The 22,751-nt window shown below is 65.7% G+C and carries 24 protein-coding genes; 12 read left to right on the top strand and 12 right to left on the bottom strand.

The annotated features are described in order from the left end of the window. Window positions 1-11: 11 nt before the first annotated feature. Window positions 12-1,010: an NADP-dependent oxidoreductase gene (locus B1A78_RS01630; RefSeq protein ID WP_077145305.1), complete on the bottom strand. Its 999-nt coding sequence runs from the start codon at window positions 1,008-1,010 to the stop codon at window positions 12-14. Between the two features lie 117 nt (window positions 1,011-1,127). Between B1A78_RS01630 and B1A78_RS01625 the strand changes: the two genes are divergently transcribed. The 9 genes from B1A78_RS01625 to B1A78_RS01585 all read left to right on the top strand — a co-directional run bounded on the left by B1A78_RS01625 (window position 1,128) and on the right by B1A78_RS01585 (window position 11,044). Further along, window positions 1,128-3,251: a molybdopterin-dependent oxidoreductase gene (locus B1A78_RS01625; protein ID WP_077145304.1), complete on the top strand. Its 2,124-nt coding sequence runs from the start codon at window positions 1,128-1,130 to the stop codon at window positions 3,249-3,251. A gap of 9 nt (window positions 3,252-3,260) precedes the next feature. Then, the gene (locus B1A78_RS01620; RefSeq protein ID WP_077145303.1) at window positions 3,261-4,277 is read left to right on the top strand and encodes an NADP-dependent oxidoreductase; all 1,017 of its coding nucleotides are present in this window, start codon (window positions 3,261-3,263) and stop codon (window positions 4,275-4,277) included. After that, a complete protein-coding gene (locus tag B1A78_RS01615; protein ID WP_077145302.1) occupies window positions 4,274-5,050 on the top strand; it encodes a ThuA domain-containing protein in 777 nt (258 codons plus the stop codon). Before B1A78_RS01620 ends, B1A78_RS01615 begins: the two co-directional genes overlap by 4 nt. A gap of 75 nt (window positions 5,051-5,125) precedes the next feature. Further along, complete coding sequence (locus B1A78_RS01610) at window positions 5,126-6,373, top strand: cytochrome P450 (RefSeq protein WP_077145301.1); 1,248 nt, start codon at window positions 5,126-5,128, stop codon at window positions 6,371-6,373. Next, window positions 6,370-7,431, top strand: a complete 1,062-nt coding sequence (locus B1A78_RS01605) for an acyl-CoA dehydrogenase family protein (RefSeq protein ID WP_077145300.1) — start codon at window positions 6,370-6,372, stop codon at window positions 7,429-7,431. Before B1A78_RS01610 ends, B1A78_RS01605 begins: the two co-directional genes overlap by 4 nt. Further along, the gene (locus B1A78_RS01600; protein WP_077145299.1) at window positions 7,428-7,820 is read left to right on the top strand and encodes a Zn-ribbon domain-containing OB-fold protein; all 393 of its coding nucleotides are present in this window, start codon (window positions 7,428-7,430) and stop codon (window positions 7,818-7,820) included. The genes B1A78_RS01605 and B1A78_RS01600 overlap by 4 nt, the downstream gene beginning before the upstream one ends. Then, on the top strand, window positions 7,817-8,965 hold the full coding sequence (locus tag B1A78_RS01595; protein ID WP_077145298.1) for a thiolase family protein: 1,149 nt from the start codon (window positions 7,817-7,819) through the stop codon (window positions 8,963-8,965). The genes B1A78_RS01600 and B1A78_RS01595 overlap by 4 nt, the downstream gene beginning before the upstream one ends. A 7-nt stretch (window positions 8,966-8,972) precedes the next feature. Continuing rightward, window positions 8,973-10,181 carry an acyl-CoA dehydrogenase family protein gene (locus B1A78_RS01590; RefSeq protein WP_077145297.1) on the top strand — a complete coding sequence of 403 codons (1,209 nt, stop codon included), beginning with the start codon at window positions 8,973-8,975 and terminating at the stop codon, window positions 10,179-10,181. A gap of 44 nt (window positions 10,182-10,225) precedes the next feature. Then, on the top strand, window positions 10,226-11,044 hold the full coding sequence (locus B1A78_RS01585) for a helix-turn-helix transcriptional regulator (protein ID WP_256837391.1): 819 nt from the start codon (window positions 10,226-10,228) through the stop codon (window positions 11,042-11,044). Window positions 11,045-11,076: 32 nt separating this feature from the next. Here the strand turns inward: B1A78_RS01585 and B1A78_RS01580 are convergent, their stop codons facing one another. Further along, entirely contained in the window at window positions 11,077-11,613 is a 537-nt protein-coding gene (locus B1A78_RS01580) for a VOC family protein (protein ID WP_077145295.1), read from the bottom strand. Window positions 11,614-11,713: 100 nt separating this feature from the next. Here B1A78_RS01580 and B1A78_RS01575 point away from each other — a divergent pair, with 100 nt between their 5' ends. Genes B1A78_RS01575 through B1A78_RS01565 form a run of 3 tightly spaced genes read left to right on the top strand, consistent with a single transcriptional unit; the run spans window position 11,714 to window position 15,185 of the window. Beyond that, on the top strand, window positions 11,714-12,943 hold the full coding sequence (locus tag B1A78_RS01575) for an aromatic ring-hydroxylating dioxygenase subunit alpha (protein ID WP_077145294.1): 1,230 nt from the start codon (window positions 11,714-11,716) through the stop codon (window positions 12,941-12,943). A gap of 17 nt (window positions 12,944-12,960) precedes the next feature. Beyond that, the gene (locus B1A78_RS01570; protein WP_077145293.1) at window positions 12,961-14,388 is read left to right on the top strand and encodes an SRPBCC family protein; all 1,428 of its coding nucleotides are present in this window, start codon (window positions 12,961-12,963) and stop codon (window positions 14,386-14,388) included. Next, window positions 14,388-15,185: a sugar phosphate isomerase/epimerase gene (locus B1A78_RS01565; protein ID WP_077145292.1), complete on the top strand. Its 798-nt coding sequence runs from the start codon at window positions 14,388-14,390 to the stop codon at window positions 15,183-15,185. The genes B1A78_RS01570 and B1A78_RS01565 overlap by 1 nt, the downstream gene beginning before the upstream one ends. Here B1A78_RS01565 and B1A78_RS01560 read toward each other — a convergent pair. The 10 genes from B1A78_RS01560 to B1A78_RS22475 form a co-directional block, all read right to left on the bottom strand. Then, a complete protein-coding gene (locus B1A78_RS01560; RefSeq protein WP_077145291.1) occupies window positions 15,182-16,084 on the bottom strand; it encodes an SDR family oxidoreductase in 903 nt (300 codons plus the stop codon). The genes B1A78_RS01565 and B1A78_RS01560 overlap by 4 nt on opposite strands. Then, on the bottom strand, window positions 16,081-17,730 hold the full coding sequence (locus tag B1A78_RS01555; RefSeq protein ID WP_077145290.1) for an FAD-dependent oxidoreductase: 1,650 nt from the start codon (window positions 17,728-17,730) through the stop codon (window positions 16,081-16,083). The genes B1A78_RS01560 and B1A78_RS01555 overlap by 4 nt, the downstream gene beginning before the upstream one ends. A 3-nt stretch (window positions 17,731-17,733) precedes the next feature. Further along, entirely contained in the window at window positions 17,734-18,126 is a 393-nt protein-coding gene (locus B1A78_RS01550) for a nuclear transport factor 2 family protein (protein WP_077145289.1), read from the bottom strand. Next, window positions 18,123-18,353: a biotin/lipoyl-containing protein gene (locus B1A78_RS01545; RefSeq protein WP_077145288.1), complete on the bottom strand. Its 231-nt coding sequence runs from the start codon at window positions 18,351-18,353 to the stop codon at window positions 18,123-18,125. The genes B1A78_RS01550 and B1A78_RS01545 overlap by 4 nt, the downstream gene beginning before the upstream one ends. A 4-nt stretch (window positions 18,354-18,357) precedes the next feature. Then, window positions 18,358-19,347 carry an alpha-ketoacid dehydrogenase subunit beta gene (locus tag B1A78_RS01540; protein ID WP_077145287.1) on the bottom strand — a complete coding sequence of 330 codons (990 nt, stop codon included), beginning with the start codon at window positions 19,345-19,347 and terminating at the stop codon, window positions 18,358-18,360. Next, the gene (locus tag B1A78_RS01535) at window positions 19,344-20,324 is read right to left on the bottom strand and encodes a thiamine pyrophosphate-dependent dehydrogenase E1 component subunit alpha (protein ID WP_077145286.1); all 981 of its coding nucleotides are present in this window, start codon (window positions 20,322-20,324) and stop codon (window positions 19,344-19,346) included. Before B1A78_RS01535 ends, B1A78_RS01540 begins: the two co-directional genes overlap by 4 nt. Continuing rightward, window positions 20,321-20,968, bottom strand: a complete 648-nt coding sequence (locus B1A78_RS01530; protein WP_077145285.1) for a glutathione S-transferase family protein — start codon at window positions 20,966-20,968, stop codon at window positions 20,321-20,323. Before B1A78_RS01530 ends, B1A78_RS01535 begins: the two co-directional genes overlap by 4 nt. 11 nt (window positions 20,969-20,979) lie before the next feature. Continuing rightward, window positions 20,980-21,744, bottom strand: coding sequence for an SDR family NAD(P)-dependent oxidoreductase (locus B1A78_RS01525; RefSeq protein ID WP_077145284.1), 765 nt, complete (start codon window positions 21,742-21,744; stop codon window positions 20,980-20,982). An 82-nt stretch (window positions 21,745-21,826) separates the two neighbouring features. Further along, a complete protein-coding gene (locus tag B1A78_RS01520; protein ID WP_077145283.1) occupies window positions 21,827-22,267 on the bottom strand; it encodes a thioesterase family protein in 441 nt (146 codons plus the stop codon). Continuing rightward, window positions 22,264-22,751 (bottom strand): alpha/beta fold hydrolase (locus tag B1A78_RS22475; RefSeq protein ID WP_077145282.1); only part of this gene is annotated, 488 nt, incomplete at its 5' end. The genes B1A78_RS01520 and B1A78_RS22475, both read right to left, overlap by 4 nt.

The following is a 22,751-nucleotide window of genomic DNA, read 5'->3' as shown; positions in this document are numbered from 1 at the left end:
GTCGACCTCCTTCAGAGTTTCAAAAGTTGTTTGCCGCGGTTCTGGCCGCTGAACAGGCGCTTCAGCGTGTCGGGCGCATTCTCGAACCCGTGCTGTACATCCTCGCGATAGTTGAGCCGGCCATCGAGCACGAAGCCCTCCAGCCGCTTGCGGATCTCGGGAAACTCGCTCGCCCAGTCGAGGACGATGAAGCCCGCCATCGAGCCGCGGCGGAAGATCAGGTTGAAATAATTCTGCGGCCCCGCGGGCAATGTTCCCATCTCGTACCGGCTGATCCCGCCGCACACCGCGACACGCGCGCCGGTCGCGATCTCGCCGAGCATGTCGTTCAGGATCTTGCCCCCGACATTGTCGAAGATGACATTCACGCCGCCGGGGCAATGTTCCTTGATCTGGCCGCGGACATTGTCGGCCTTATAATCGATCGCCGCGTCGTAACCGGCTTCCTCAACGAGCCAGCGGCACTTGTCCTCGCCCCCCGCGATACCGACCGCGCGGCACCCGGCGATCTTGGCAAGCTGGCCGACGACCGATCCCGTCGCCCCCGCCGCGCCCGACACCAGCACGGTGTCGCCCGGCACCGGCCGCCCGACCTTGAACAGCCCGCAATAGGCGGTGACCCCGGTGGTCCCGAGCACCGACAGCATCGCAGTCGGCGGCAATTTCGTGTCGATCTTCACCAGCCCCTCGCCCGTCGAGCGATGCCATTCGGTCCAGCCGGTCGATCCCATCACCAGATCACCGACCGTGAAGCCCGGATGGTTGCTCTCGATGACTTCGCTGATCCCGCTGCCGCGCATCACGTCGCCGATCGCCATCGGTGCGACATAGTCGGCGATATTCTCCATCCAGCCCTTCTGTGCCGGATCGAAGCCGAGATAGAGCGTCCTGAGGAGCAATTCGCCCTCGCCCGGCGCGCCGATATCGGTCTCGACGAGCCGGAAATCGCCATCCTCGATCCCGCGCCCGCGCGGATGTCCGTTCAGCAGCCACTGGCGCGATGTCGGCATCGATACTCTCCCCATTGTTGGCACGAAACTGCGCCCGCACGGCCGGGGCAACCACCGCCAAAAGTGCCAGTCGCTTGGGCCGCAACGCGGGCTAGGTTGCGATCAGGGAGAGAAAAGATGCCCGAGGTCCGCCGCAGTTTCTGCCGCTTTTGCCACGCCAATTGCGCGATGCTCGTCACCGTCGACGAGGGCCGTGTTACCAAGGTCCAGGGGGACGCCAGCGACCCGGTGTTCGGCGGTTACACCTGCATCAAGGGCCGCCAGCTCGCCGAGGCGCACAACGGCCCGCAGCGGTTGACGGTATCGCAGAAACGCGTCGGTGGCGCGTTCGCGGACATCACGATGGACACCGCGCTCGACGAAATCGGCGCGAAGCTCTCGGTCATCATCGCAGAACACGGCCCGCACGCGGTCGCCATCTATGGCGGCACCTACGCCTTCCAGAACAGCGCCGGGGTCGGCAGCGCGATGTCCTTCGCGCAGGGGCTGGGCACGCGCAACATCTACACCTCGGTGACGCTCGACCAGCCCGCGAAAGTCTATACGACGATGCGCTACGGCAGCTGGATGGGCGGTATGCACACTTTTGCCGACGCCGACGTCGCGTTCTTCATCGGCAACAATCCGATCGTCTCGCATTATGGCCCGCCCGGCGGCCTGCCGCCCTTCTCTCCCTCCCGCCGCCTGCGCGACGCGCTCGAAGCCGGGCTGAAGCTGATCGTCGCCGACCCGCGCCAGAGCGACGTCGCGGCGCTCGCGCATATCCACCTGCCCGTCCGGCCCGGCGAAGACCCCGCGCTGCTCGCCGGGATCGTCAACGTCATCCTGACCGAGGGACTCTACGACAAGGCCTTCGTCCAGCGCCATGTCGATGGCCTCGACGAGCTGCAGCGCGCCGTCGCGGGCTTCACCCCCGACGTCGCTGCCGCGCGCGCGGGGGTCGAGGAAAGCCAGCTCGTCGCCGCGGCGCGGATGTTCGCGAACGGCACCAAGGGCGTCGTCTCGACTGGCACGGGCCCCGAGATGGCGGGCAACGGCACGCTCACCCAATATCTCGTCTCGTCGCTCAACATCATCTGCGGGCGTTTCTGCCGCGAGGGCGAATTGAGCTCGATCCCGCGCGTCTTCACCCCAGTCACTCCGCGCCGCGCACAGGTCGCGCCGCCGATGGCGCTCTATGGCGATGGCTTTCCCGCTTCGCGCATTCGCGGCCTCACGCATCTCGGCATGGAAATGCCCTGCAACGTGCTCGCCGACGAGATGCTGACCCCCGGCGAAGGACAGGTCCGCGCGCTGATCGTGATTGGGGGCAATCCGGTGGTCGCCTTCCCCGATCAGGACAAGATGACCCGCGCGATCGATGGCCTCGACCTGCTCGTCTGCGTCGACGTCAACGCCGAGTCCGCGACCGCCAAGCGCGCCGATTACATCCTCGCGCCCAAGATGTGCCTCGAGCGCGAGGACATCAGCAATCTTTCCGAATGGTGGTACGAAATCCCCTACGCCCGCTATACCGAGGCGATGATCGAAGCGCCCGACGGGCTGCTCGAGGAGTGGGAAATGCTCTGGGAGCTTGCCCACCGCCTCGGCACCGGCCTGCCGCTCGCGGGCGGCGCCTGCCCAATGGACGAACGCCCCACGAAAGAAGCTTTCCTCGACCTGATGGTCGCGGGCTGCTCGGTCGCGCCGAGCAAGGTGCGCCGCGACACGGTCGACGGCAAGGCGGTGATCTATGCCGATCTCCACCCGGTGGTCGAGGCGGGCGATCCCGATGCGCTCGGCCGTTTCGACCTGACGGCGGGCATGATGCCCGACCAGCTCATCGCCTATGGCGGCGCCGATCAGCCGACACCCGACTTCCCCTGGCGCATGGTCTCGCGCCGCAGCCGCCACCGTTTCAATTCGACCGGACAGAATCTGCCCGCGCTGCGCGCCAAGCGCACGACCAACCCCGCCTTTCTGCATCCCGACGATCTCGCGCGCGTCCCCTGCGCCGACGGCGACACCGTGCGCATCCGCTCGGCGGTCGGCGAAGTCGTCGCGGTCGCGCGCGCGGCGGAGAATATGCGCCCCGGCGTCGTGTCGATGGCGCATGCCTTCGGCGGCCCCGACATCGGCCCCGACGGCGTCCACGAGCATGGCGCGTCGACCAACCGCCTCGTCAGCGAGAGCGTGTCCTACGACCCCATCACCGGCCAGTCGCTGCAGAGCGCGATCCCGGTTTCCATCGTCCCCGCCTGAGGAGTTTTCATGCCTGACAATCGCCGCTTCCTGCTGACCCGCCGCCCCAATGGCGAGCCCGTGCAGGCGGATTTCTCGCTCGTCACCGAACCGACGCCCGAGCTTGCCGACGGGCAATTTCTGATCCGCAACCATTATGCCTCGCTCGACCCCGCGATCCGCGGCTGGATGGACGATGCGCCTAGCTATATGCCTCCGATCTCGCTCGGCGATCCCGTGCGCGCTTCGACCGTCGGCATCGTCGAGGCGAGCAAGGCCGAGGGTTTCGCCCCGGGCCAATGGGTGATGGGGCTCAACGGGATCGAGGATTATTCGGTCGGCACCGTCGGCGGCTTCACCCAGCCGATCGACGCCAGCCTCGTCCCATCGGTGACCAACTATCTCTCGGTGCTCGGCGCGGTCGGGATGACCGCCTATTTCGGCTATATCGACGTGTGCGAGCCGAAACCCGGCGACGTCGTGCTCGTCACCGGCGCGGCGGGCGCGGTCGGCTCGCTCGTCGGCCAGATCGCGAAGATCAAGGGCGCGAGCAAGGTCATCGGCATCGCGGGCGGGCCCGATAAATGCGCAAAGCTGATCGATCGCTACGGCTTCGACGCCGCGATCGACTATCGCGGCAAGGATCTTGCGGCGCTCTCCGCCGCGATCCGCGCCGAGGCGGAGGGCGGCGTCGACATCATCTTCGAAAATGTCGGCGGCGACATCCTCGACGCCGGGCTCAACAACCTGCGCCATGGCGCGCGCATCGGGCTGTGCGGCCTGATCAGCGAATATAATAGCGTGGAGAAGATCGGCGCGCGCAACATCTGGCAGCTCATCGTCCACCGCGCCTCGATCCGCGGGCTGCTCGTCGCCGACTATATCGCGCGCTTCGCCGAGGGCGGTGCCGAGATGGCGACATGGTTGCAACAGGGCAGACTGATCGCCGACGAGCATGTCGACGAGGGCATCGAAAACAGCTTCGACGCCTTCATGCGGCTGTTTGCCGGGAGCAACCAAGGCAAGATGATCCTCAAGATCGCATGAGCGCGACGCGCCGCCTTCTCGTCCTGTCGGGCGGCCATCCTTACGAAGCAGAACCCTTCGCCGACCTGCTCGCGAGCTTCGCCGGCTGGACAGTCACGCACCTGATCCACCCCGACGCCGAAGTCGCCGTCGCGGAGGGGGCGGCGAAAAATGCCGACGCGATCCTCTTCTACGACATGCCCGGCTACCGCTTCGAGGGTGGCAAGGCGACAACACGGCCCCCGTCCTTCACCTACCGCCGAGCGATCGCCGACTATTTCGCGCGCGGCGGCGGGGCAATCGCGATGCACCACGCAATCGCCGGTTGGGCCGAATGGCCCGAGTGGGCCGACATGCTGGGCGGACGCTTCCTCTACGAGCCCGGCGAAGCGCATGGCGAGACGCATCTCGACTCGGGCTACCGCCACAACGTGCGTTACGACGCGGTCGTGCTCGATCCCGACCATCCGGTGACGGCAGGCCTCCCACCCCGCTTCCCGCTCTGCGACGAACTTTATCTCGTGCCGGTCTGGGGCGCCGCAAAGCCCCTGCTCCGCGCCGATCACGCCTTCGTCCGCGACAATTTCTATTCGGCGGCGCAGGCGGTCGCGGGAACGATGTTCAGCAATGACGGCTGGGATCATTGCCCCGAAAGCGACCTGATCGCTTGGGAGAAACCCGTCGGTGCCGGCCGTCTGGTCTATCTCCAGCCCGGCGACGGACCCGCGGCCTATGCCGATCCGAACCTCCGCCGCCTCCTCGCCAATACCCTCGCGCACGTCGCAGCCGCCTAACGAAAATGTGCATCGCGCGGTGGGAGCCGCTGCATATAGTCGGGCGTATAAAGAGAAGATCGAGGGAAGAGGCGCGTGAACGATATCGCCGCAAGCAGTTTTTTCGAACCGCAGGTCATAGCCGACCCGTTCGACTATTATCGCGCCTGGATGCCCAAAAGCCCGGTCGTGCAATTGTCGCCGGGCATGTTCCTCGTCCTCTCCTATGAATTGTGCAGCCAAGCGACGGGCGACGTCGAGACCTTCTCGAACAATTTCCAGGGCACGCTTTCGGGCGCGATGGCCGAGGATGGCGACGTCTCGGCGATCCTTGCCGAGGGCTGGCCGCAGGTCGACACATTGCTGACCGCCGACCCGCCAACCCACACCCGCTTCCGCAAACTCGTCAATCTCGCCTTCTCGATGAAGCGCGTCGCTGCGATCGAAGAGGATATGCGCGGCGTCGTGATCGACCTGATCGAGAATATGGCGGCGAAAGGCGAAGCCGATTTCGTCCGCGATTTCGGCATTCCCCTGCCCGTCGCGATGATCGCAAGCCAGATCGGCATGACCAAGGACGATCTGGGCAAGGTCAAGCGCTGGTCCGATGCCTTCGTCGATCGGCTCGGGCGGATGATCCCCAAGGAGCGCGAGCTCGAATGCGCGCGCGAGGTCGTCGAATTCCAGCATTTCGTGAAAGCGAAGATCGACGAACGCCGCGCCCACCGCACCGAGGACCTGCTCTCCGACCTCGTCTATGCCGAGGTCGATGGCGAGCGCCCGCTCGAGGATGCCGAGATCCTCTCGATCATGCAGCAGCTGATGGTCGCCGGGAACGAGACGACGACCTCGGCGCTCGCCGGCGGATTGCTCCAGCTGATCGAGAATCCCGACCAGATGGCGAAGGCCGTCACGGCGGTCGACGAAGGCAATGAACGCGCGATCCTCAACCTCGTCGAGGAAGTGCTGCGCACCGAAAGCCCGACCGCAGGCATGTGGCGCATGGTGCTCAAGGATAGCGAACTCGGCGGCGTCGCGATCCCCAAGGGCGCAATGGTGCAACTGCGCTACGCCGCAGCGAACCGCGACCCCGCCAAATATCCCGACCCCGATCGCTTCGACATGGAACGCGCCAATGCGCGCAGCCATCTCGCCTTCGGCAAGGGCATCCATATGTGCGTCGGCAACATGCTGAGCCGCAAGGAAATGGCGGTCGCCTATACCGAATTGCTGCGCCGCCTGACCCGCTTCCGCGTCGCCGACGGGCACCAGCCAAGCTGGCCGCCGAACATGCTGCTGCGCGGGCTCACCACCCTTCCCATCACTTTCGAGCGCCGCGCATGAATTTCGACCTCGACGAAGGCCAGGTCATGGCCCGCGACTCGATTGCCCGCTTCCTCGGCCCGGTCGACGTTGCGGCGCGCCATGCGACACGCAGGCAGGCAGGCGGCTATTCGCGCGACCGCTGGCGGCAACTCGCCGACCTCGGACTGATCGCCTTTGCCGCGCCCGAAGCGATGGGCGGCATGGGCGGAACGATGGTCGATCTCGCGCTTGTCGCCGAAGCGCTCGGCAAGGGGCTCGCAATCGACCCATGGCTCGAAAATGGCGTGCTGCCGATCCGCCTCGCCGCGGCAGCGGGCGATGCAGCGCTGGTCGGCGAGCTGCTCGCGGGCGAGTGCTTCGCTTCGGTCGCCTTTGCCGAACCCGGCCGCCGCTACGAGACCGATGCCGCCGGGACCAAGGCGGACGGCGACCAGGTCGCCGGCGCCAAGACCTTCGTTCTCGGTGCGCCGCTCGCCGATACGCTGCTCGTGACGCTGGCCGGCGGCAAGCTCGCGAAGATTGCGAGCGACGCCGCTGGCGTCGTGCGGCAGGATTATCCGGTCATAGACGGATCGAACGCGGCAACCATCGACCTGCACCGCGCGCCCGCCGAGATCCTCAACCTGCCGCGCGCCGCCTTCGACCGCGCCATCGGCGATGTCCGGCTGCTCGCCGCCGCCGAGATGCTCGGCCTCGCCCAGACGATGTTCGACGATACGCTCGCCTATGTCGGCGAGCGCCAGCAGTTCGGCGCCGCGATCGGTAGTTTCCAGGCGCTCCAGCACCGCCTCGTCGAATGCTATGCCGCGCTCGAACAGGCGCGCTCGATGGTGCTGCGCACCGCGATGCTCGATCCCACGACCGACGATGCCCACTGGCCGCGGATAGCCGCAGGCGCCAAGGCCTTCGTCGGTGAGGCCGCGACAAAGATCGGGCTCGAAGCGGTGCAGATGCACGGTGGCATGGGCCAGACCGACGAACTGGCAATCGGCCATGCGCTGAAGCGCGTGATGCTGCTCGACAAGCTCTTCGGCGACCAGGATCATTGTCTGCGCAGCTATGCGAGGGCGGCATGAGCGTGCTCGCCCCTATCGCCCCCGGCCTGTGGACCGACGAGGCCGAACCCCGGTTGATCGGCGGACGCCGCGCCAATGGCGAGATCATCTTTCCGGTCCCCGACGGCGACGCCGCCGCGCTGGTCGAGCCCGTCGCGCTGTCGCGCAAGGGCACGCTCTGGTCGTGGACGACGCAAGGCTTCGAACCGAAAGAGCCATACAGCGGCCCGCAACCCTTCCAGCCTTTCCTCGTCGGTTATGTCGAACTGCCCGGCGAAGTAATCGTCGAGACACGCATCGTCGATGCGACCGCCGCCGACATGGTCATCGGCATGCCAATGACCTTCGCCGTCGTCCCCTTCGACGACACGCGATCTACCTATGCATTCCGCCCGGAGCGCTCAGCATGAACGACGACGTCTACATCATCGGCGCCGGCATCCACCCCTTCGGCCGCACCGACGGTCGCTCGGGCCGCGATCAGGGCGTATTCGCCGTCCAGCAGGCGCTAGGCGACGCGGGTGTTGCATGGAGCGACGTCGAATTCGCTTATGGCGGCTCGGCGGCGGCGGGATCGGCCGACATCATGGTCAACGAACTCGGGCTGACCAGCGTGCCCTTCATCAATGTCGCCAACGGCTGTGCCACGGGCGGCAGCGCGCTCACCGCCGCGCGCAACGCCATTGCGGCGGGCGCCTGCGACATCGCGCTCGCGGTCGGCTTCGACAAGCATCCGCGCGGCGCCTTCAACGCCAAACCCTCCGATTACGGCCTGCCCTTATGGTATGGCGAGACGGGCCTGATGCTGACGACGCAGTTCTTCGCGCTCAAGATCCAGCGCTATATGGCACTCCACGGGATCAGCCGCCGCACCCTCGGCCTCGTTGCCGAAAAGGCATTTCGGAACGGCACGCTGTGTGACCACGCCTGGCGGCGTTCGCCGGTCGATCTCGACACCATCCTCAACGCACCGATGGTCAACGATCCGCTGACCAAATATATGTTCTGCTCGCCCGCCGAGGGCGCCGTCGCGCTGATCCTCGCAAGCGGCAAGAAGGTCCGCGAACTCGGCTCCGACGCGGTGCGGATCGCCAGTGTCGCCTTCCGCACCCGCCCCGAAGGATCGTTCGAGGTGTTCGCGCCGTCGATCAACGTGGGCGGCGGCGGCAAGCCGACCCAGATTGCCAGCAAGGCCGCCTTCGAAATGGCGGGCATCGGGCCCGAGGACGTCTCGGTCGCACAATTGCAGGACACCGAAAGCGGCGCCGAGATCATGCATATGGCCGAAAACGGCTTCTGCGCCGACGGCGAGCAGGAACAATGGTTCGCCGAAGGGTGGAGCGAGATCGGCGGCAAGCTGCCGATCAACACCGACGGCGGCTGCCTCGCCTGCGGCGAACCGATCGGCGCCTCGGGCCTCCGCCAGGTTTACGAAAACACGGTGCAACTACGCGGTCGCGGCGGCGATCGACAGGTGCCGAACGACCCCAAAGTCGGTTATTCCCATGTCTATGGAGCGCCCGGCCTGTCGGCGGTGGCGATCCTCGAACGCTAGAAGAAATATGGATCTGGATCTTACCAAGGACGAACTGGAATTTCGCGAGGAGGTGCGCGACTTCCTCCGCACCTCGCTCCCCGATTATGTCCGCGACGGCGCCAAACGCACGCCAGGGGTCTTCGTCGAACCCGATATCGGCCTCGTCTGGCACCGGATCCTCAACGACAAGGGCTGGGTCGCCTATCACTGGCCCGAGGATTGCGGCGGCACCGGCTGGACGCCGATGCAGCGCTATATCTTCGAAAAGGAATGCGCGGTCGCGGGCGCCCCGGCGCTGTCGGTGCTGGGCCTCCGCCTCGTCGGACCCGTGATCTGCGCCTTTGGCACGCAGGAGCAGAAGGATCGCTTCCTGCCCGCGATCCGCGCCGGCACCGACTATTGGTGCCAGGGCTATTCCGAACCGCAAAGCGGCTCCGACCTCGCCTCGCTCCGCACCCGCGCGCGGCGCGACGGCGATGACTATGTCGTCGACGGCACCAAGATCTGGACCACCCACGCCCACCACGCCAACTGGATCTTCTGCCTCGTCCGCACCGACGGCGAGGTGAAGAAACAGGCAGGGATCAGCTTCCTGCTCATTCCAATGGAGCAGCCCGGCGTCACCGTCACGCCGATCATCACCATGGCCGGCGACCATGAGGTCAACCAGGTATTCCTCGACGCCGCGCGCACGTCGGTCGACAACCGGATCGGCGAAGAAGGACAAGGCTGGACAATCGCCAAATTCCTGCTCGAGAATGAACGCGGCGGGTCGTTCCACGCGCCGCGCCTGATCCGCGCGATCGATCATCTCGAGCAACTCGCGGGGGTCGCGCCGAGCGGGCACAATGGCCCGCTCGGCGGCGACATCCAGATCGCGACGCGCATTGCCAAGCTGCGGCTCGAGGCCGAGGCGCTTGAGACCACCGAACTCCGCATCCTCGCGGACATCGCCAAGGGCCGCCCCGCCGGACCGCAGACCTCGCTCGTCAAACTGCTCTCGTCCGAAATCCACCAACGGATCGACGGGCTGGCGATGGACCTGCATGGCTATGACGGGCTGCAACTGCCCACCATCCGGCCGCTCTACGGCAATGAAGCGCCCGCGCCGGTCGGCGACGAGGACGCGCAGGTTGCCGCCGCCCGCTATCTCAACAGTCGTGCCTGGACCGTATTCGGCGGTTCGAGCGAGGTTCAGAAGAACATCATAGCAAAGACGGTGCTCCGCTTATGACTCCTGCATTGCGACTTGCCAGCCACTATGAAATAGTCCCCGCCATGGGAGAACAGGCAGAAAAGCTGCCGGTCGACGGGTTCGCACCTCCAATGGATGCAAGGACGCTCGTCGATGCGGTCACGATCCGCTGCGTGGAGGATATCCACCGGGCTGCGGAGGCGCTTCGCGACTATGCAGCCGCTTATGGACTGCGCGCCGCTTTGTGCGACGATATCGCGTCCAAGGAAACGATGGTCGATGCCGACGGCGCGGTGCTTGCCGCCGACCTTTTTGGCTGGCTAGGCGACGGCGAACGCTGGTGGGAAGACCACAGGCTGGCGCTCCACTCGCCGTTGCCGCGTTCGTGCCGCTACGAGAGCGAGCCCTTCTGGTGCAACGGCGACGGTTTCCGCACCGCGCAGCCGAACCCCTATCTCGACGACATCGACCTCTCGCGCTATTTTTCGGCGCATGAGCGCTACAAGGCGGCGATCGTCGTTCCGGTGCACCTGCCCTTCGGACAGATTTCGGCGAACAGCTATCAGCCGTCCGACCCGACGCTCACCGACCTTTCGGACATGTTTGCCGAGATCGGCGATACGCTTGCGCTCGCGACGCGGCGTTTCATTTCGGGCTACACAGCGGCGATGCGGACCAAGCGGCGCATTCCGTCGGACTGCGAATTGTCGAAGCGCGAGGTCGAATGCCTGCGCTGGGCGGCGATCGGCAAGACCGACCGCGAGATCGGCATGATCATCTCGCTGAGCCACGCGACGGTCCGCTATCATGTCCACCGCGCGGGCGAGAAACTTAACTCGGTCAACCGCGCGCAGACGATCTTCAAGGCCGGCCAGCTGGGGTATCTCGGCGCGAACAGCTGATTGCTACCCCTCCCGCCCGCGGGAGGGGAGTATCACCCCAATGACCGCAGCGGCTCGCTGCCATCCCAGCCCTTCGCCGCGTCGCGCATCATCGCGAACAATTCGCGCGTTCCCGCTTGCGGCTCCAGCAGCTCAACCAGCGTTCCCGGCCCGGTGCCGGGATCGGCGTATATCACGCCACCGGCGTCGCCGACCGGCGCCTCGAAGATTATCTCCGCACCTACCGCCGCACAGTGCGCCCGCGCCTCGGCGATTGAATCGACCAGTACGCAGATATGGTGCAGCCCCTCACCCACCGCATATTCGCCGCGATAGAGCGACTTCGCGTCATTCTCGGGCCGGATCAGTTCGATCTGCATATCGCCCCAATAGCCGAGCGCCATCGTGAAGACCGGGTCGGTCGCCTCGCCGCGATAGCGACCGCCGGGGAGCGACATATTCGGCAGGAGGAAGAAGGGGCCCGCGCCCATCACTTCGGTCCAATGCTTCACCGCCGCGTCAAAGTCCGAAGGCACGAACGCCAGCTGCATGATGTCGCCAAGCGACGCGAGCGATCCGGGTGCGGGCATCTGTCTCTCCCCTCAAAAGCGATAGCGCACAAGCGCCGGGCTTTGTGCGATAAGCTAGCCGAGACCCGGAGTCATACTGGGCAAAATGTGAGGGAATGCCATGGCCGAGTCCGATCCGAAGATCGCACCGCAGGACTGGTTCGCTGTCCGCAAGCGCAACGCGCGCACCGGGCTGCGCAAGCTGGTCGAAATCGTCACCGAAAATCGTACCGACCGCGCCGAGGGCCCGCTGCCTCTGCACAAATCCATCTATATGGGCGGGGCGCGCCACGCCGCCGAGATGGAGCATATCTTTCGCAATGAGCCGATCGTCGCGGGCCTCTCCGGCGATATCCCGAAAACCGGCGACACGCTCGTCTTCGACTCGGTCGGCCCGTCGATCCTCGTCACCCGCGGCAAGGACGGCGTCGCGCGCGCTTTCCTGAACATGTGCACCCATCGCGGCGCCAAGCTGGTCGAGGAAAAGGAACCGTGGAGTGGCCCGCGCCCGCGGCTCGTCTGCCCCTTCCATGCCTGGACCTTCGATCCCGCGGGCCAGCTCGTCGGCCAGCCGGGCAAGGAAGGTTTCGCCAATTGCGAGATCGGCGCCCGCAACCTGATCGAACTCCCCTGCGCCGAGCATCTCGGCCTGATCTTCGTGCGCGCCAATCCCGATGGCGAACCGATCGATGCCGCGGCGCATCTCGGCGACTTCGGCCCCGTCCTCGCGCAGCTAGAGCTCCACCGCGCCGAGCCGGTGAAAAAGGGCATCCTCACCGCCGATTCCAACTGGAAGTTCGCGCTCGACACCTATGGCGAGAGCTATCATTTCAAGATGCTCCACGCCTCGACGATCGGCGGCACCCATTACAGCGACCGCAACGTCTATGAGCCGATCGGCCGCCACCACCGGGTGAGCTTTCCCGACCTGTCGATCGGCAACCTCGTCGGCAAGGACGAGAGCGAATGGCCCGAGACCGATTATGGCGGGGTCCATTTCCTGTTCCCGAACACGGTCGTCTTTTTCGGCGCGGTAACCCCCGGTGTCTATTTTACGCAGCTTTTCCGCCTGTTCCCCGATGGGGCGGGCAAGACGGTCTGCCAGTTCGCCGTCTATGCACCCTTCGGGGTCGAGAGCGAGGAGCATCGCAAGATGTGCGAGATGGCTTACGACATGACCGCCACCGTCGTGCAGACCGAGGATTATCGCGTCGCCAGCAACGGTTATGCGAACCTCGCGACCGCGCCCGCCGACTTCCACGTCGTGCTCGGCGCGAACGAGCCGGCGCTGCACGGCGTCCACCGCTCGATCGCTGCCGCGTGCAAGATGCCGCTCGACCAGATCGCCTGACCCTTCGGAGTTTATCGATGAACGACCTTTCGCCTCCCCAGGACCAGAACCGCGACGATCGCTGCCCGGGCACCAGCTATACCGACATGCTCAACGCCGACACGCGGCGCGTTCCCGACTATCTGTTCGCCGAATCCAACCAAGAGCTTGGCGACGGACCGATCGCGATCGAGCGTTATGTCAGCGAGGATTGGGCGAAGCTCGAGCGCGAAAAAATGTGGCCGAACATCTGGCAATTCGCCGCGCGCGAAGAGGATATGCCGAACCCCGGCGACACCGTCGTTTATGACATCAACGAAAAGAGCATCCTGCTCGTTCGTCAGAAGGATCTGTCGGTAAAGGCCTTCTACAACGTCTGCCTCCACCGCGGCCGCAAGCTGCGCACCGAGAGCGGGCCCGCGGTGAACCTGCGCTGCCCCTTCCACGGCTTTTCCTGGCACCATGACGGCCGCTTCAAGGAAGCGCCCTGCGCGTGGGACTTCAAGCATCTCGAAGACAAGGACATGAGCCTGCCCGAGCTGAAGGTCGAGAGCTGGCAGGGCTTCCTGCTCGTCACCGAGAATCACGACCTGCCGGGCTTCCGCGACTGGGTCGGCCCCGGCGTCGAACATTATGACAATTGGCGGCTCGACGAATGCCATACCGCCGCGTGGGTCGGCCGCGTCATCCCCGCGAACTGGAAGGCGGTCGCCGAAGCGTTCATGGAGGCGTGGCACAGCATCGTCACCCATCCGCAAATCCTGGGCTTCACCGCCGATGCCAACACGCGCTACGACCTTTACGGCGATTTCCTCAATCGCGCGATCACGCCCGCGGGCGCGATGTCGCCGCACATCAAGGGGAAGGATCAATTCTATGTTCTGAAAACGCTCGAGGAGTTCATCGGCGGCGGCGACAGCCGCGCGCGCCGCGCGACGGGCGACCCCGCCGACCTGAAGGGCTTCGATGCCGACGATCCGATGCTCGCGCGCAAGGTGCTCGCGCAAGCGAACCGCGACGCCTTTACGGCGATGAACGGGCATGATTATTCGCAGGCCACCGACAGCGAGATGCTCGACAATTTCACCTATAACGTCTTCCCCAACTGGGCGCCGTGGGGCGGGCTGGTGCCGAACATCGTCTATCGCTGGCGCCCGTGGGGCGACACCGACCACAGCCTGATGGAAGTCCGCATCCTGATGCGCACGCCGAAGGGCGAAAAGCCGCCCAAGTCGGCGCCGATGCATCTGATCCCCGACGACCAACCCTTCGCCAGCGCCAGCCATCTGATCGGCGCCGCGCTTGCCGGGGTCTTCGACCAGGATATGGAAAATCTGCCCTATGTGCAGGAGGGGATGAAATCCTCGCCCAACGGCGTGATCGAACTCGGCCATTATCAGGAAAGCCGCATCCGGCATTTCCACCGGACGCTGAGCAAATATATCGACGGTGAGCTGCCCGGCTGATGGGGCGCACGGCGCCCCTGCTGTCGCTGGCGGCGGGGGTGCTGCCCGAATTTTCGCCCGAGCAGACGGTCGCCGCGGCGATTGAGGGTGGCTGGCGGGCGACCGGCATCTGGTACGATCCCGAAACCTGGACGACCGCGACGACGGCCGCGGTGCGCGATCGCGCCGCTGACGCCGGGCTGGCGATCCTCGATATCGAAGTGATCTGGCTGAAACCCGGTGCCGACGATCCGGCACATTTCGCCGCGATCGATGCGGGCGCTGCGATCGGCGCGCGCAATGTACTGATCGTGAGTTCGGAGGATGATAGCGGACGCGCGGCGGCGAAGCTGAACCGACTCGGCGATCATGCGGCAGCCGCGGGCCTGCGCGCATGTCTGGAGTTCGCGGCCTTCACTACGGTCGGCAGCTTGGAGCGCGCTATCAATCTTGTCGATGCCGCCGATTGCGACAATCTGGGCCTGCTGATCGACCCACTGCATCTTGCGCGGACCGGCGGTTCGCCCACCGACCTCGACGCGGTCGATCCGCAGCGCTTCCCCTATGCTCAATTCTGCGATGCGCCGGCCAGCGGCCCCCCGCCGAGCGACATTCCGGAAATCATCCGCGAAGCGCTCGATCTGCGCCTGATGCCGGGAGAGGGGGCATTGCCGTTGGCAGAACTGCTCGACGCGTTACCGCAGGAAACATCACTCAGTATCGAACTGCGCAGCGCAGCGCTCCGCGAAAACCACCCCGATCCGGCCGACCGCGCCCGTGCGCTGCTCGCGGCAACGCAGCGCTGGTTCGCCGCCTAGCTCCAGTCCTGCCGCTTCGCCCATTCCGAAAACGATGTCGGCGTCACCCCCAGCAGCCGCGCCGCGGGTATCGCGTCGAGCGCGACGGGCGAAACGGGCTGATCGTTATACCAGCGATAGAATTTCGCCATCCCGTCATAGATGCTCGCGGGTTGCACCTCGCGCGAGCCGGTGACGAGTTCACTCATCCGCGCGGCGAATTCATCGGGCGACAGGCTCTGGAAACGCACCGGCTTGCCGATCGCGACGCTCAACCGCTCGGCCACTTCGGCCCCGACCAGCGCCTCCGGCCCACCCACCGCGATCCGGTCGGCGATCAGATCCTCGTGCAGCAAGGCCGAGACCATATAGGCGGCAACATCTTCCAGGCAGACCCAGCTGATCTTCAGCGTCTCGGCCGCCGGGTAAGCGAACACCCCGCTGTTGACGATCGCAGGGCGCGACCAGATGCGGGTGATATTGTCCATGAACACCATCGGCTCGATGACGACATAGGGCACGCCGCTATCGTGGATCGCGCGTTCGATATCGCGACGTCCATCGTGTGCCGACAAGTCGAGGTCGCGATCGGCGACAAAACAACTGGTGTTGAAGACAATCTTTTTCAGTCCCGCGATCCGCGCCGCCTCGGCGATATTGCGCCCCATCGTCGCCGCGCGCGCGCGGTCGAATTCGAACGGCAGGTGCATCGTGAGCGCATCCTGTCCCACAAAGGCCGCGGTCAGGCTCGCGACATCGTACAGATCGGCCGCGACCTCGGGGACATAGGGATGTGCCGTCATCGCCATCGCACCCGGCCGCCGCACGCCGGCGGCCGGCTCCAGCCCGCGCGCCTTCAACGCGGTGAGCAACGGAATCCCCTGATCGGCGGGCGCGCCGAGGACGAGAACTTTCTTCATGCCGCACCCTCCAGCTGCTTCGCCGAAACCGTCGCGGCATGGCGCCCCGCGAGAAAACCGAACACCATCCCCGGCGCGATCGTCCCGCCGGGGCCGCCGTAAGTCATGCCCATCGCCGAGGCCATGACATTGCCCGCCGCATAAAGCCCCGCGATCAGCCCGCCGTCGACGCTGAGCACCTGCGCGTTCGCGTCGGTCTGCGGCCCGCCCTTGGTGCCGAGCGCGCCGCTCTTGATCTCGATCGCGAAGAAAGGCCCTTGCCCGATCGGGCCCAATGTCGCCGCGGTCGAACCGCGCCCATCGGGATCGCCCCACCATTGGTCGTGCGCGGCATCGCCGCGGCCGAAATCGGGATCGCGCCCGGTCGCACAATGCGCGTTGAAGCGCTCGACCGTCGCGCCCAGCGCGTCGGCATCGATCCCGAGCCGTCTCGCCAGTTCGGGCAGGCTTTCGGCGCGCATCGCCCATTGCGGCGGCGCGACGCCGCGTTCGCCGCTGATCATCCCGAAGCCGAAGCGGTCGATATATTGCTGGTCGAAAATCAGCCAGCACGGCAGGTTGGCATAATCGAACGCGCTGACGTCCTGATCGTGGAACGCCGCGCCGATCGCATTGTAATTCGCCGCCTCGTTGGTGAAGCGTTTGCCGGCGCGGTTGACCATGATCGAGTGCGGCAGGCTACGCTGCCCCGCGACGAGCGTCTTGCTCATCGAACAATCGCTCTCAGGCACCTCGGCGACCGGCATCCACCACGCCTCGCGCATATTGCCGAGCATCGCGCCGACGCGCATCGCCATCTTGAGCCCGTCGCCGGTGTTCGTCTTCGGGCTGAGCGGGTGCGTTAGCGGGCCGCGAATGAAGGCGCGGAGCAGATCGGCGTCCCATTCGAACCCGCCGGTCGCGAGCACTACCGCGTCGGCCGCAACCTCGACTTCGCCATCGGCGGTTTCGAACATCACGCCTGCCACGCGCTCGCCATCCATCAGCAACCGCGCCGCCCTATGCCCCGTCTGAGGTTCAATCCCGCGATCGAGACATGCGCGCAGCAAGCGCCCGACCAGCGCCTGCCCGCTGCCGCGCAGATCGCCGTCGATGCGGCGCTGCAACTCTTCGGACGCCAGCGGCTGCGGCTTCGCCTGTCCGAGCGGCGTGTCGTAGATCGAGAAATGCGGCGACGGATAATAGGGCGATTTGGTCACCTTGTCCGCCCATTCGCCGAGCTCGTGGAAGGAATAGAGCGGACAGTCGAGCGAGCGCCCGCCGTTAGGCATCCCGCCCGGGAACTCGGCGTGATAGTCGGGAAATTCGGGGATAGGCCGGAACTGCACCGGCGTGTTGGCCTCGAGAAACGCCACCATCTCTGGCCCATGGTCGAGAAAGGCCTCGACCAGATGCTGCTGCATCAGCCCATGCGACATCGACATGAGGTAGGTCAACGCCTTGGCACGGCTGTCCTCGACGCCGAGTGTGGCTTCATGATGATTGTTCGGGATCCAGATCATCCCGCCCGACCAGGCGGTCGTCCCGCCGACCTGCTCGCCCTTTTCGAACAGCGAGACCCGCGCCCCGGCTTCATGCGCCGAGATTGCGGCGGTGAAGCCCGCGCCGCCGGTGCCGAGGACGATGACGTGCGGCGCTTGGTTCATCTGTTATGCCTTCAATTGTTCGACCATATGCGCGGTGTCGAAATAATGGATGCGCATCGACGCCATCTTGCCCGCGTCGTCGAATTCGGTGACCTCGGCGATATGCGTCTCGAAGCGCTTGCCGCTCGATTTCGCGGTCACGGTGAAATGGAGCAAGGCGACGGCATATTTATCGCCGCCGACCAGTTCCATCCATCTGACCACCGGGTCTTCCCAATAGCCCATGACATGTGCGTAGAGTTTCTGCAGCGCATCGCGCCCGCGCCATTCGCCGCCGTAGGGCAGCGAGGTCGGCTCGTGGATGACGAGATCGTCTGACATGAATTCCGCGACGGTATCCCACTCGCCGCGCGCGACTGCGGCGTACATCGCCTTGCTGGCTTCGAGCGGCGTCATTCGATCGTGCCGACGAGCGCACCGACCGGATAGACCTCGCCCTCGACGCCGGTCGGGCGGATCGTGCCCGCGACCTGCGCCTCGATCTCGACCGTCGTCTTGTCGGTCTCGACCGTATAGATGATATCGCCGACCTCGACGCGTTCACCGTCGCCGACCATCCATTCGTTCAGCGTCATTTCGGTCGCCGACATGCCGATCTTCGGGATGCGCAATTCCTCCGCCATCGCCTCAGCCCTTCCAGTTCATGGCGGCGCGGATCGCATCGGCGATGGCATCCTTGTTCGGGATCCACGCCTGTTCGAGCGCATTCGCCATCGGCACGGCCGAGAAGGCGCCGCCGATGCGCGTCACCGGGGCTTTCAGCTTGCCGAAGAGCTTCTCATTGAGGCGCGAGGCGATCTCGGCGCCGGTGCCATATTGCTTCACCGCCTCGTGCAGCACGACCGCGCGGCCGGTCTTTTCGACCGACGCCGTCACCGTCGCCTCGTCGTACGGCGCGATAGTGCGAAGATCGATCACCTCGACCGAAATGCCCTCGTCGGCCAGCTTACCAGCGACTTCGAGCGCGTCGAGAACGGTGCGGCCATAGGTGACAATCGTGCAATCGCTGCCCGCGCGCGCGACCGCCGCCTTGCCGAGCGGGACGATATGTCCCGGCCCCGGGTCGTCGGATTTCAGCCCATAACAAAGGATATTCTCGATGAAGATCACCGGGTCGTTGCACGCGATCGCCGCGCGCATCAGCCCCTGTGCGTCGGCGGCGTTCGACGGGGTCACGATCTTCAGCCCCGGCACATGCGCAAACCAGGCCTCGAGCATATCCGAATGCTGGCCTCCGAAGCCGACCCCGACGCCCGTCGTCGTGCGGATCACGAGCGGGACATTGGTCTGCCCGCCCGACATGAAGCGCAGCTTCGCGGCATGGTTGACGATCTGGTCCATCGCGACGGTGACGAAGTTCATCAGCATGATTTCGGCGATCGGGCGGAAGCCCGCGAGCGCCGCGCCGACGCACGCGCCGACGATCGCCTGCTCCGAAATCGGCGTCGCGCGGATGCGCTGCTCGCCATATTTCTCGGTCAGCCCCGACGAGATCTTGAACACCCCGCCGCCCTGCTTCGCGGCGACATCCTCACCGAGCAGGATCACGCCTTCGTCCTCGGCCATCGCTTCGTCGATCGCGCGGTTGAGCGCCTGCGTCATCGTGATCTGGCTCATGCCGCAATCTCCTCTTCGAAGACATCCTTGCGGATTTCCTCGGGCCCCGGCAGCGGGCTGTTCGCGGCATATTCGGCGGCGGCGTCCATCTGCACGTCGAGATCGGCGACGATCGCGTCGAGCTCGGCCTCGGTGAATTGATGGTCGAGCATCAGCTGGCGGAGGCGTGGCAACGGATCCTCCGCCGCCATCTCGGCCAGATGTTCCTTCGGCATGTAGGAGAAGTCCGAGCCGAAGAAATGCCCCATCATGCGGTAGCACATCGCCTCGATCAGCGTCGGCCCCTCGCCCGCGCGGGCGCGGTCGACGGCGGCTTTGGTGGTGTTGTACATCGCGATCGCGTCGTTCCCGTCGACATGCACGCCGGCCATCCCATAGGCCTTGGCGCGGGTGACGATCGAATCGACCTTGGTGTGGTCGGCGAAGGCGGTGTGCTCGCCGTAACGGTTGTTCTGGCAGAGGAAGATCACCGGCAGCTTCCACAGCTGTGCCATGTTCATCGCCTCATGGAACGCACCGATATTGGTTGCGCCGTCGCCGAAGCAGACCATCGTCACCTTGCCGTCGCCGCGGTTCTGCGATGCGAGCGCAAGGCCGTTGGCGATCGGCAGCCCCGATCCGACGACGCCGGTCGTAACCATCACCCCGGTCTCGGGATGGGTGATGTGCATCGATCCGCCCTTGCCGCGGCAGGTGCCGCCGACCTTGCCGGCAATTTCGGCGAACAGCGGATTGAGCGGCACGCCCTTGGCGATCTGGTCGTGCTGGCCGCGATAGGTGGTAACGAGATAATCGCTGGGCTCGAGCGCCGCCATTGCCGCCGCCGACACCAGTTCCTGCCCGCGCACGGTGTAATAGATCACCGCGAGTTTGCCGGTCATCAGCAGCGAGCGGAATTTCTCGTCGGCCCGCGCCACACGCATCGTGCGGGTGTAGATATCGCGCAGCTTGTCGCGGTCGATCGTCGTATCGGTCATGCAGGCTCTCCGATGCCCAGTTTGGGGTTGGCGCTGGCGGGCGCGCTAGGTCGGGCGGCGACGCGGTCGCGCCAGGCGGCAAGGTTCGTCAGTACGGGATCGAGCGGCTGGCCGACCATCGCGCCGAACTCGACGAAGCTATAAAGCAGGATGTCGGCCAGGCTGAAGCGGTCGCCCGCGAGCCACGGCCCTGCACCGACGATCCGGTCGACTTGCGCCAGCCCGTCGGCGGCCAGCCGTTTCAGGTCGGCCGCCGCATCGGGCAGGCAGAGCAACCGGCTCTGGAACATCGGCAGCCCCTCGGCGCCGCGAAAGCCTGCGGTCATCGGCACGACGACGAGCTGGTCGACGATCCGCACCAGCATTCGCGTCCGCCCGCGCTCTTCGGCGCTTGCCCCGAGCAAGGCGTGCGCGGTCTGCGTCTCGTCGAGATATTCGCAGATCGCGATGCTCTCGGCGATGCAGCTGCCGTCGTCGAGTTCGAGCAAGGGCGTGTGCCCGAGCGGACTCTTCGCGCAGAAATTGGGCTGGCGGTTCTCGGCCGCCATGATGTCGACGAAGTGGCGTTCGACAGCGACACCGGTCTCGGCGAGGTACATCAGCACCACGCGCGGATTGGGGCCGAGCGATTGGTAAAGCTTCATCGCATACGCCCTTAGAACTGGACGCGCTTGGTGAAGCCGCCGTCGATGACGAGATGCGCGCCGGTCATGTACGGACAGGCGGGGGATGCCATGAAGACGATGCCCTTTGCCACTTCCTCGGCCTCGCCGAAACGGCCCATCGGCATCTGCGCGAGCGTCGCGTCGTAAAGCGCGGGGACAGCCGATTTGATGACTTCCCAATTGCCGCCCGGATAATAGATGGCGCCGGGCGATACGATGTTGACGCGGATATTCTGCGCAGCGAGCGCTTGGCTCAGCTGCGAGCCGTATGTGATCAGCGCGGCCTTCAGCGCGTTGAACGCCTGCGGCACGATGAAGGTCTCAACCGCCGCGGTCGACGACATGAAGATGATGGAGCCCGACCCCGATGCCGCGAGCGCCTCGGTCAGCGTCTCGACCCCGTGCACCGCGCCCATCACGTCCATGTCGAGCCCGCGCTGCCAGTCGCCCGTCGCGCCCTGCCCCGACGAGCTCGCGGTGTGGATGAAGATGTCGCAGCCGCCGAGCGCATCGCGCGCCTTTTCCAGCCAGGCGCGATAGCCATCGGGATTGCCGGTCATGTCGAACTGTTCGCCGAACACCTTGCCCGGCCCGGCGGCGTCGATCGCAGTCACCGCCGCCGCCACCTTTTCTGCATCGCGCGAGAAGAATGCGACATCGGCGCCCTCGGCGGCGAAAATCTTGAGCGACGCGAGTCCCAGGCCATGGGCACCGCCATTCATGATCACCTTCTTGCCTTTGAGACCCAGGTCCATCGCATCCTCCTCTTGTGATTTTGACAAGGAGAGTATCGCGGGCGCCGGTGTCGGGACATCAGCAAAAATGGGAGCGGTGAGGTCAGGACGCTCCGGTCGGCAACAGCAGGCGCGACAGATAGGCGCCGATCGGCGCCGGGAGGGCAATCCGGCCGGCGTGACCGGTCGCAACGACGACGGTATCGGCGCATCCGATGCAATGGCCGCCCACGAACAGCCCCTGTCCGATGACCAGCGAGCGCTCGCCGATACCGACGATGCCGGTCGCAACGTCGATCGTGCCCGGATAGCGCGCCTGTCCGAGGAACGCGGTGTCGACATTGGCGACCACCAGCGCGGGGCTGTCGTCCTTGGCAACCTGCACGCGCGCCTCGGCGAGCAGTTCGAAGCGCGCCTCCTCGTAGAATTGCCCCGTCGCAACGTTGTTGAGGTGGCGGAACATGTCGACGTCGGAAAAACGGATCGGGACCAGCTTGTGCAGCGGGTAGCTGGCAGGATCGAGGCGTGCGGAGGCGGGTTTCACGGGGTCATCCTTTCACGCCAGCGCAGCAGCATCGCGCGCGTGACATCGGGGGCCTCGCGCTGCGGGACATGGCCGCATTCGGGGACCATCGCGAGCGTAGCATCGGGAATGACCTCCGCCATTTCGCGCGAGCGATCGGGCGCGACGATCGCATCCTGCGCTCCGGCGAGGATCGTCGCAGGTACCGCAAGGCGCGGCAGCAGGTCGCAGCGATCGACGCGCGTCGCGGTCGCCGCCTGCTGTTCGGCAAAGCGGTCGGCGCCGCAGCGCAGGATCATCGCGTGGGTGTCGGCGAGCAGCGCGGCATCGGCGCGACTGCTGCGCGAGAGCATGGCGCGAGCAAGGCGGTCGGCGAGGGCCGGGAAATCGGTGCGCGCCTGCTCGATCGCGATCTGGCGCCCAGCCTTCGTCTCTTCGCTGTCGGCGGTGCAAGCCGTGCTGAGCAGCGCGTGCGCCCGAACGACTGGCGGGCCTCGCGCTGCTC

Source organism: Sphingopyxis sp. KK2 (assembly GCF_001990265.1).
Taxonomy (GTDB): Bacteria; Pseudomonadota; Alphaproteobacteria; order Sphingomonadales; family Sphingomonadaceae; genus Sphingopyxis.
Note: the sequence above shows the minus strand (reverse complement) of the source record. Positions and strands in the feature narration are given on the sequence as shown.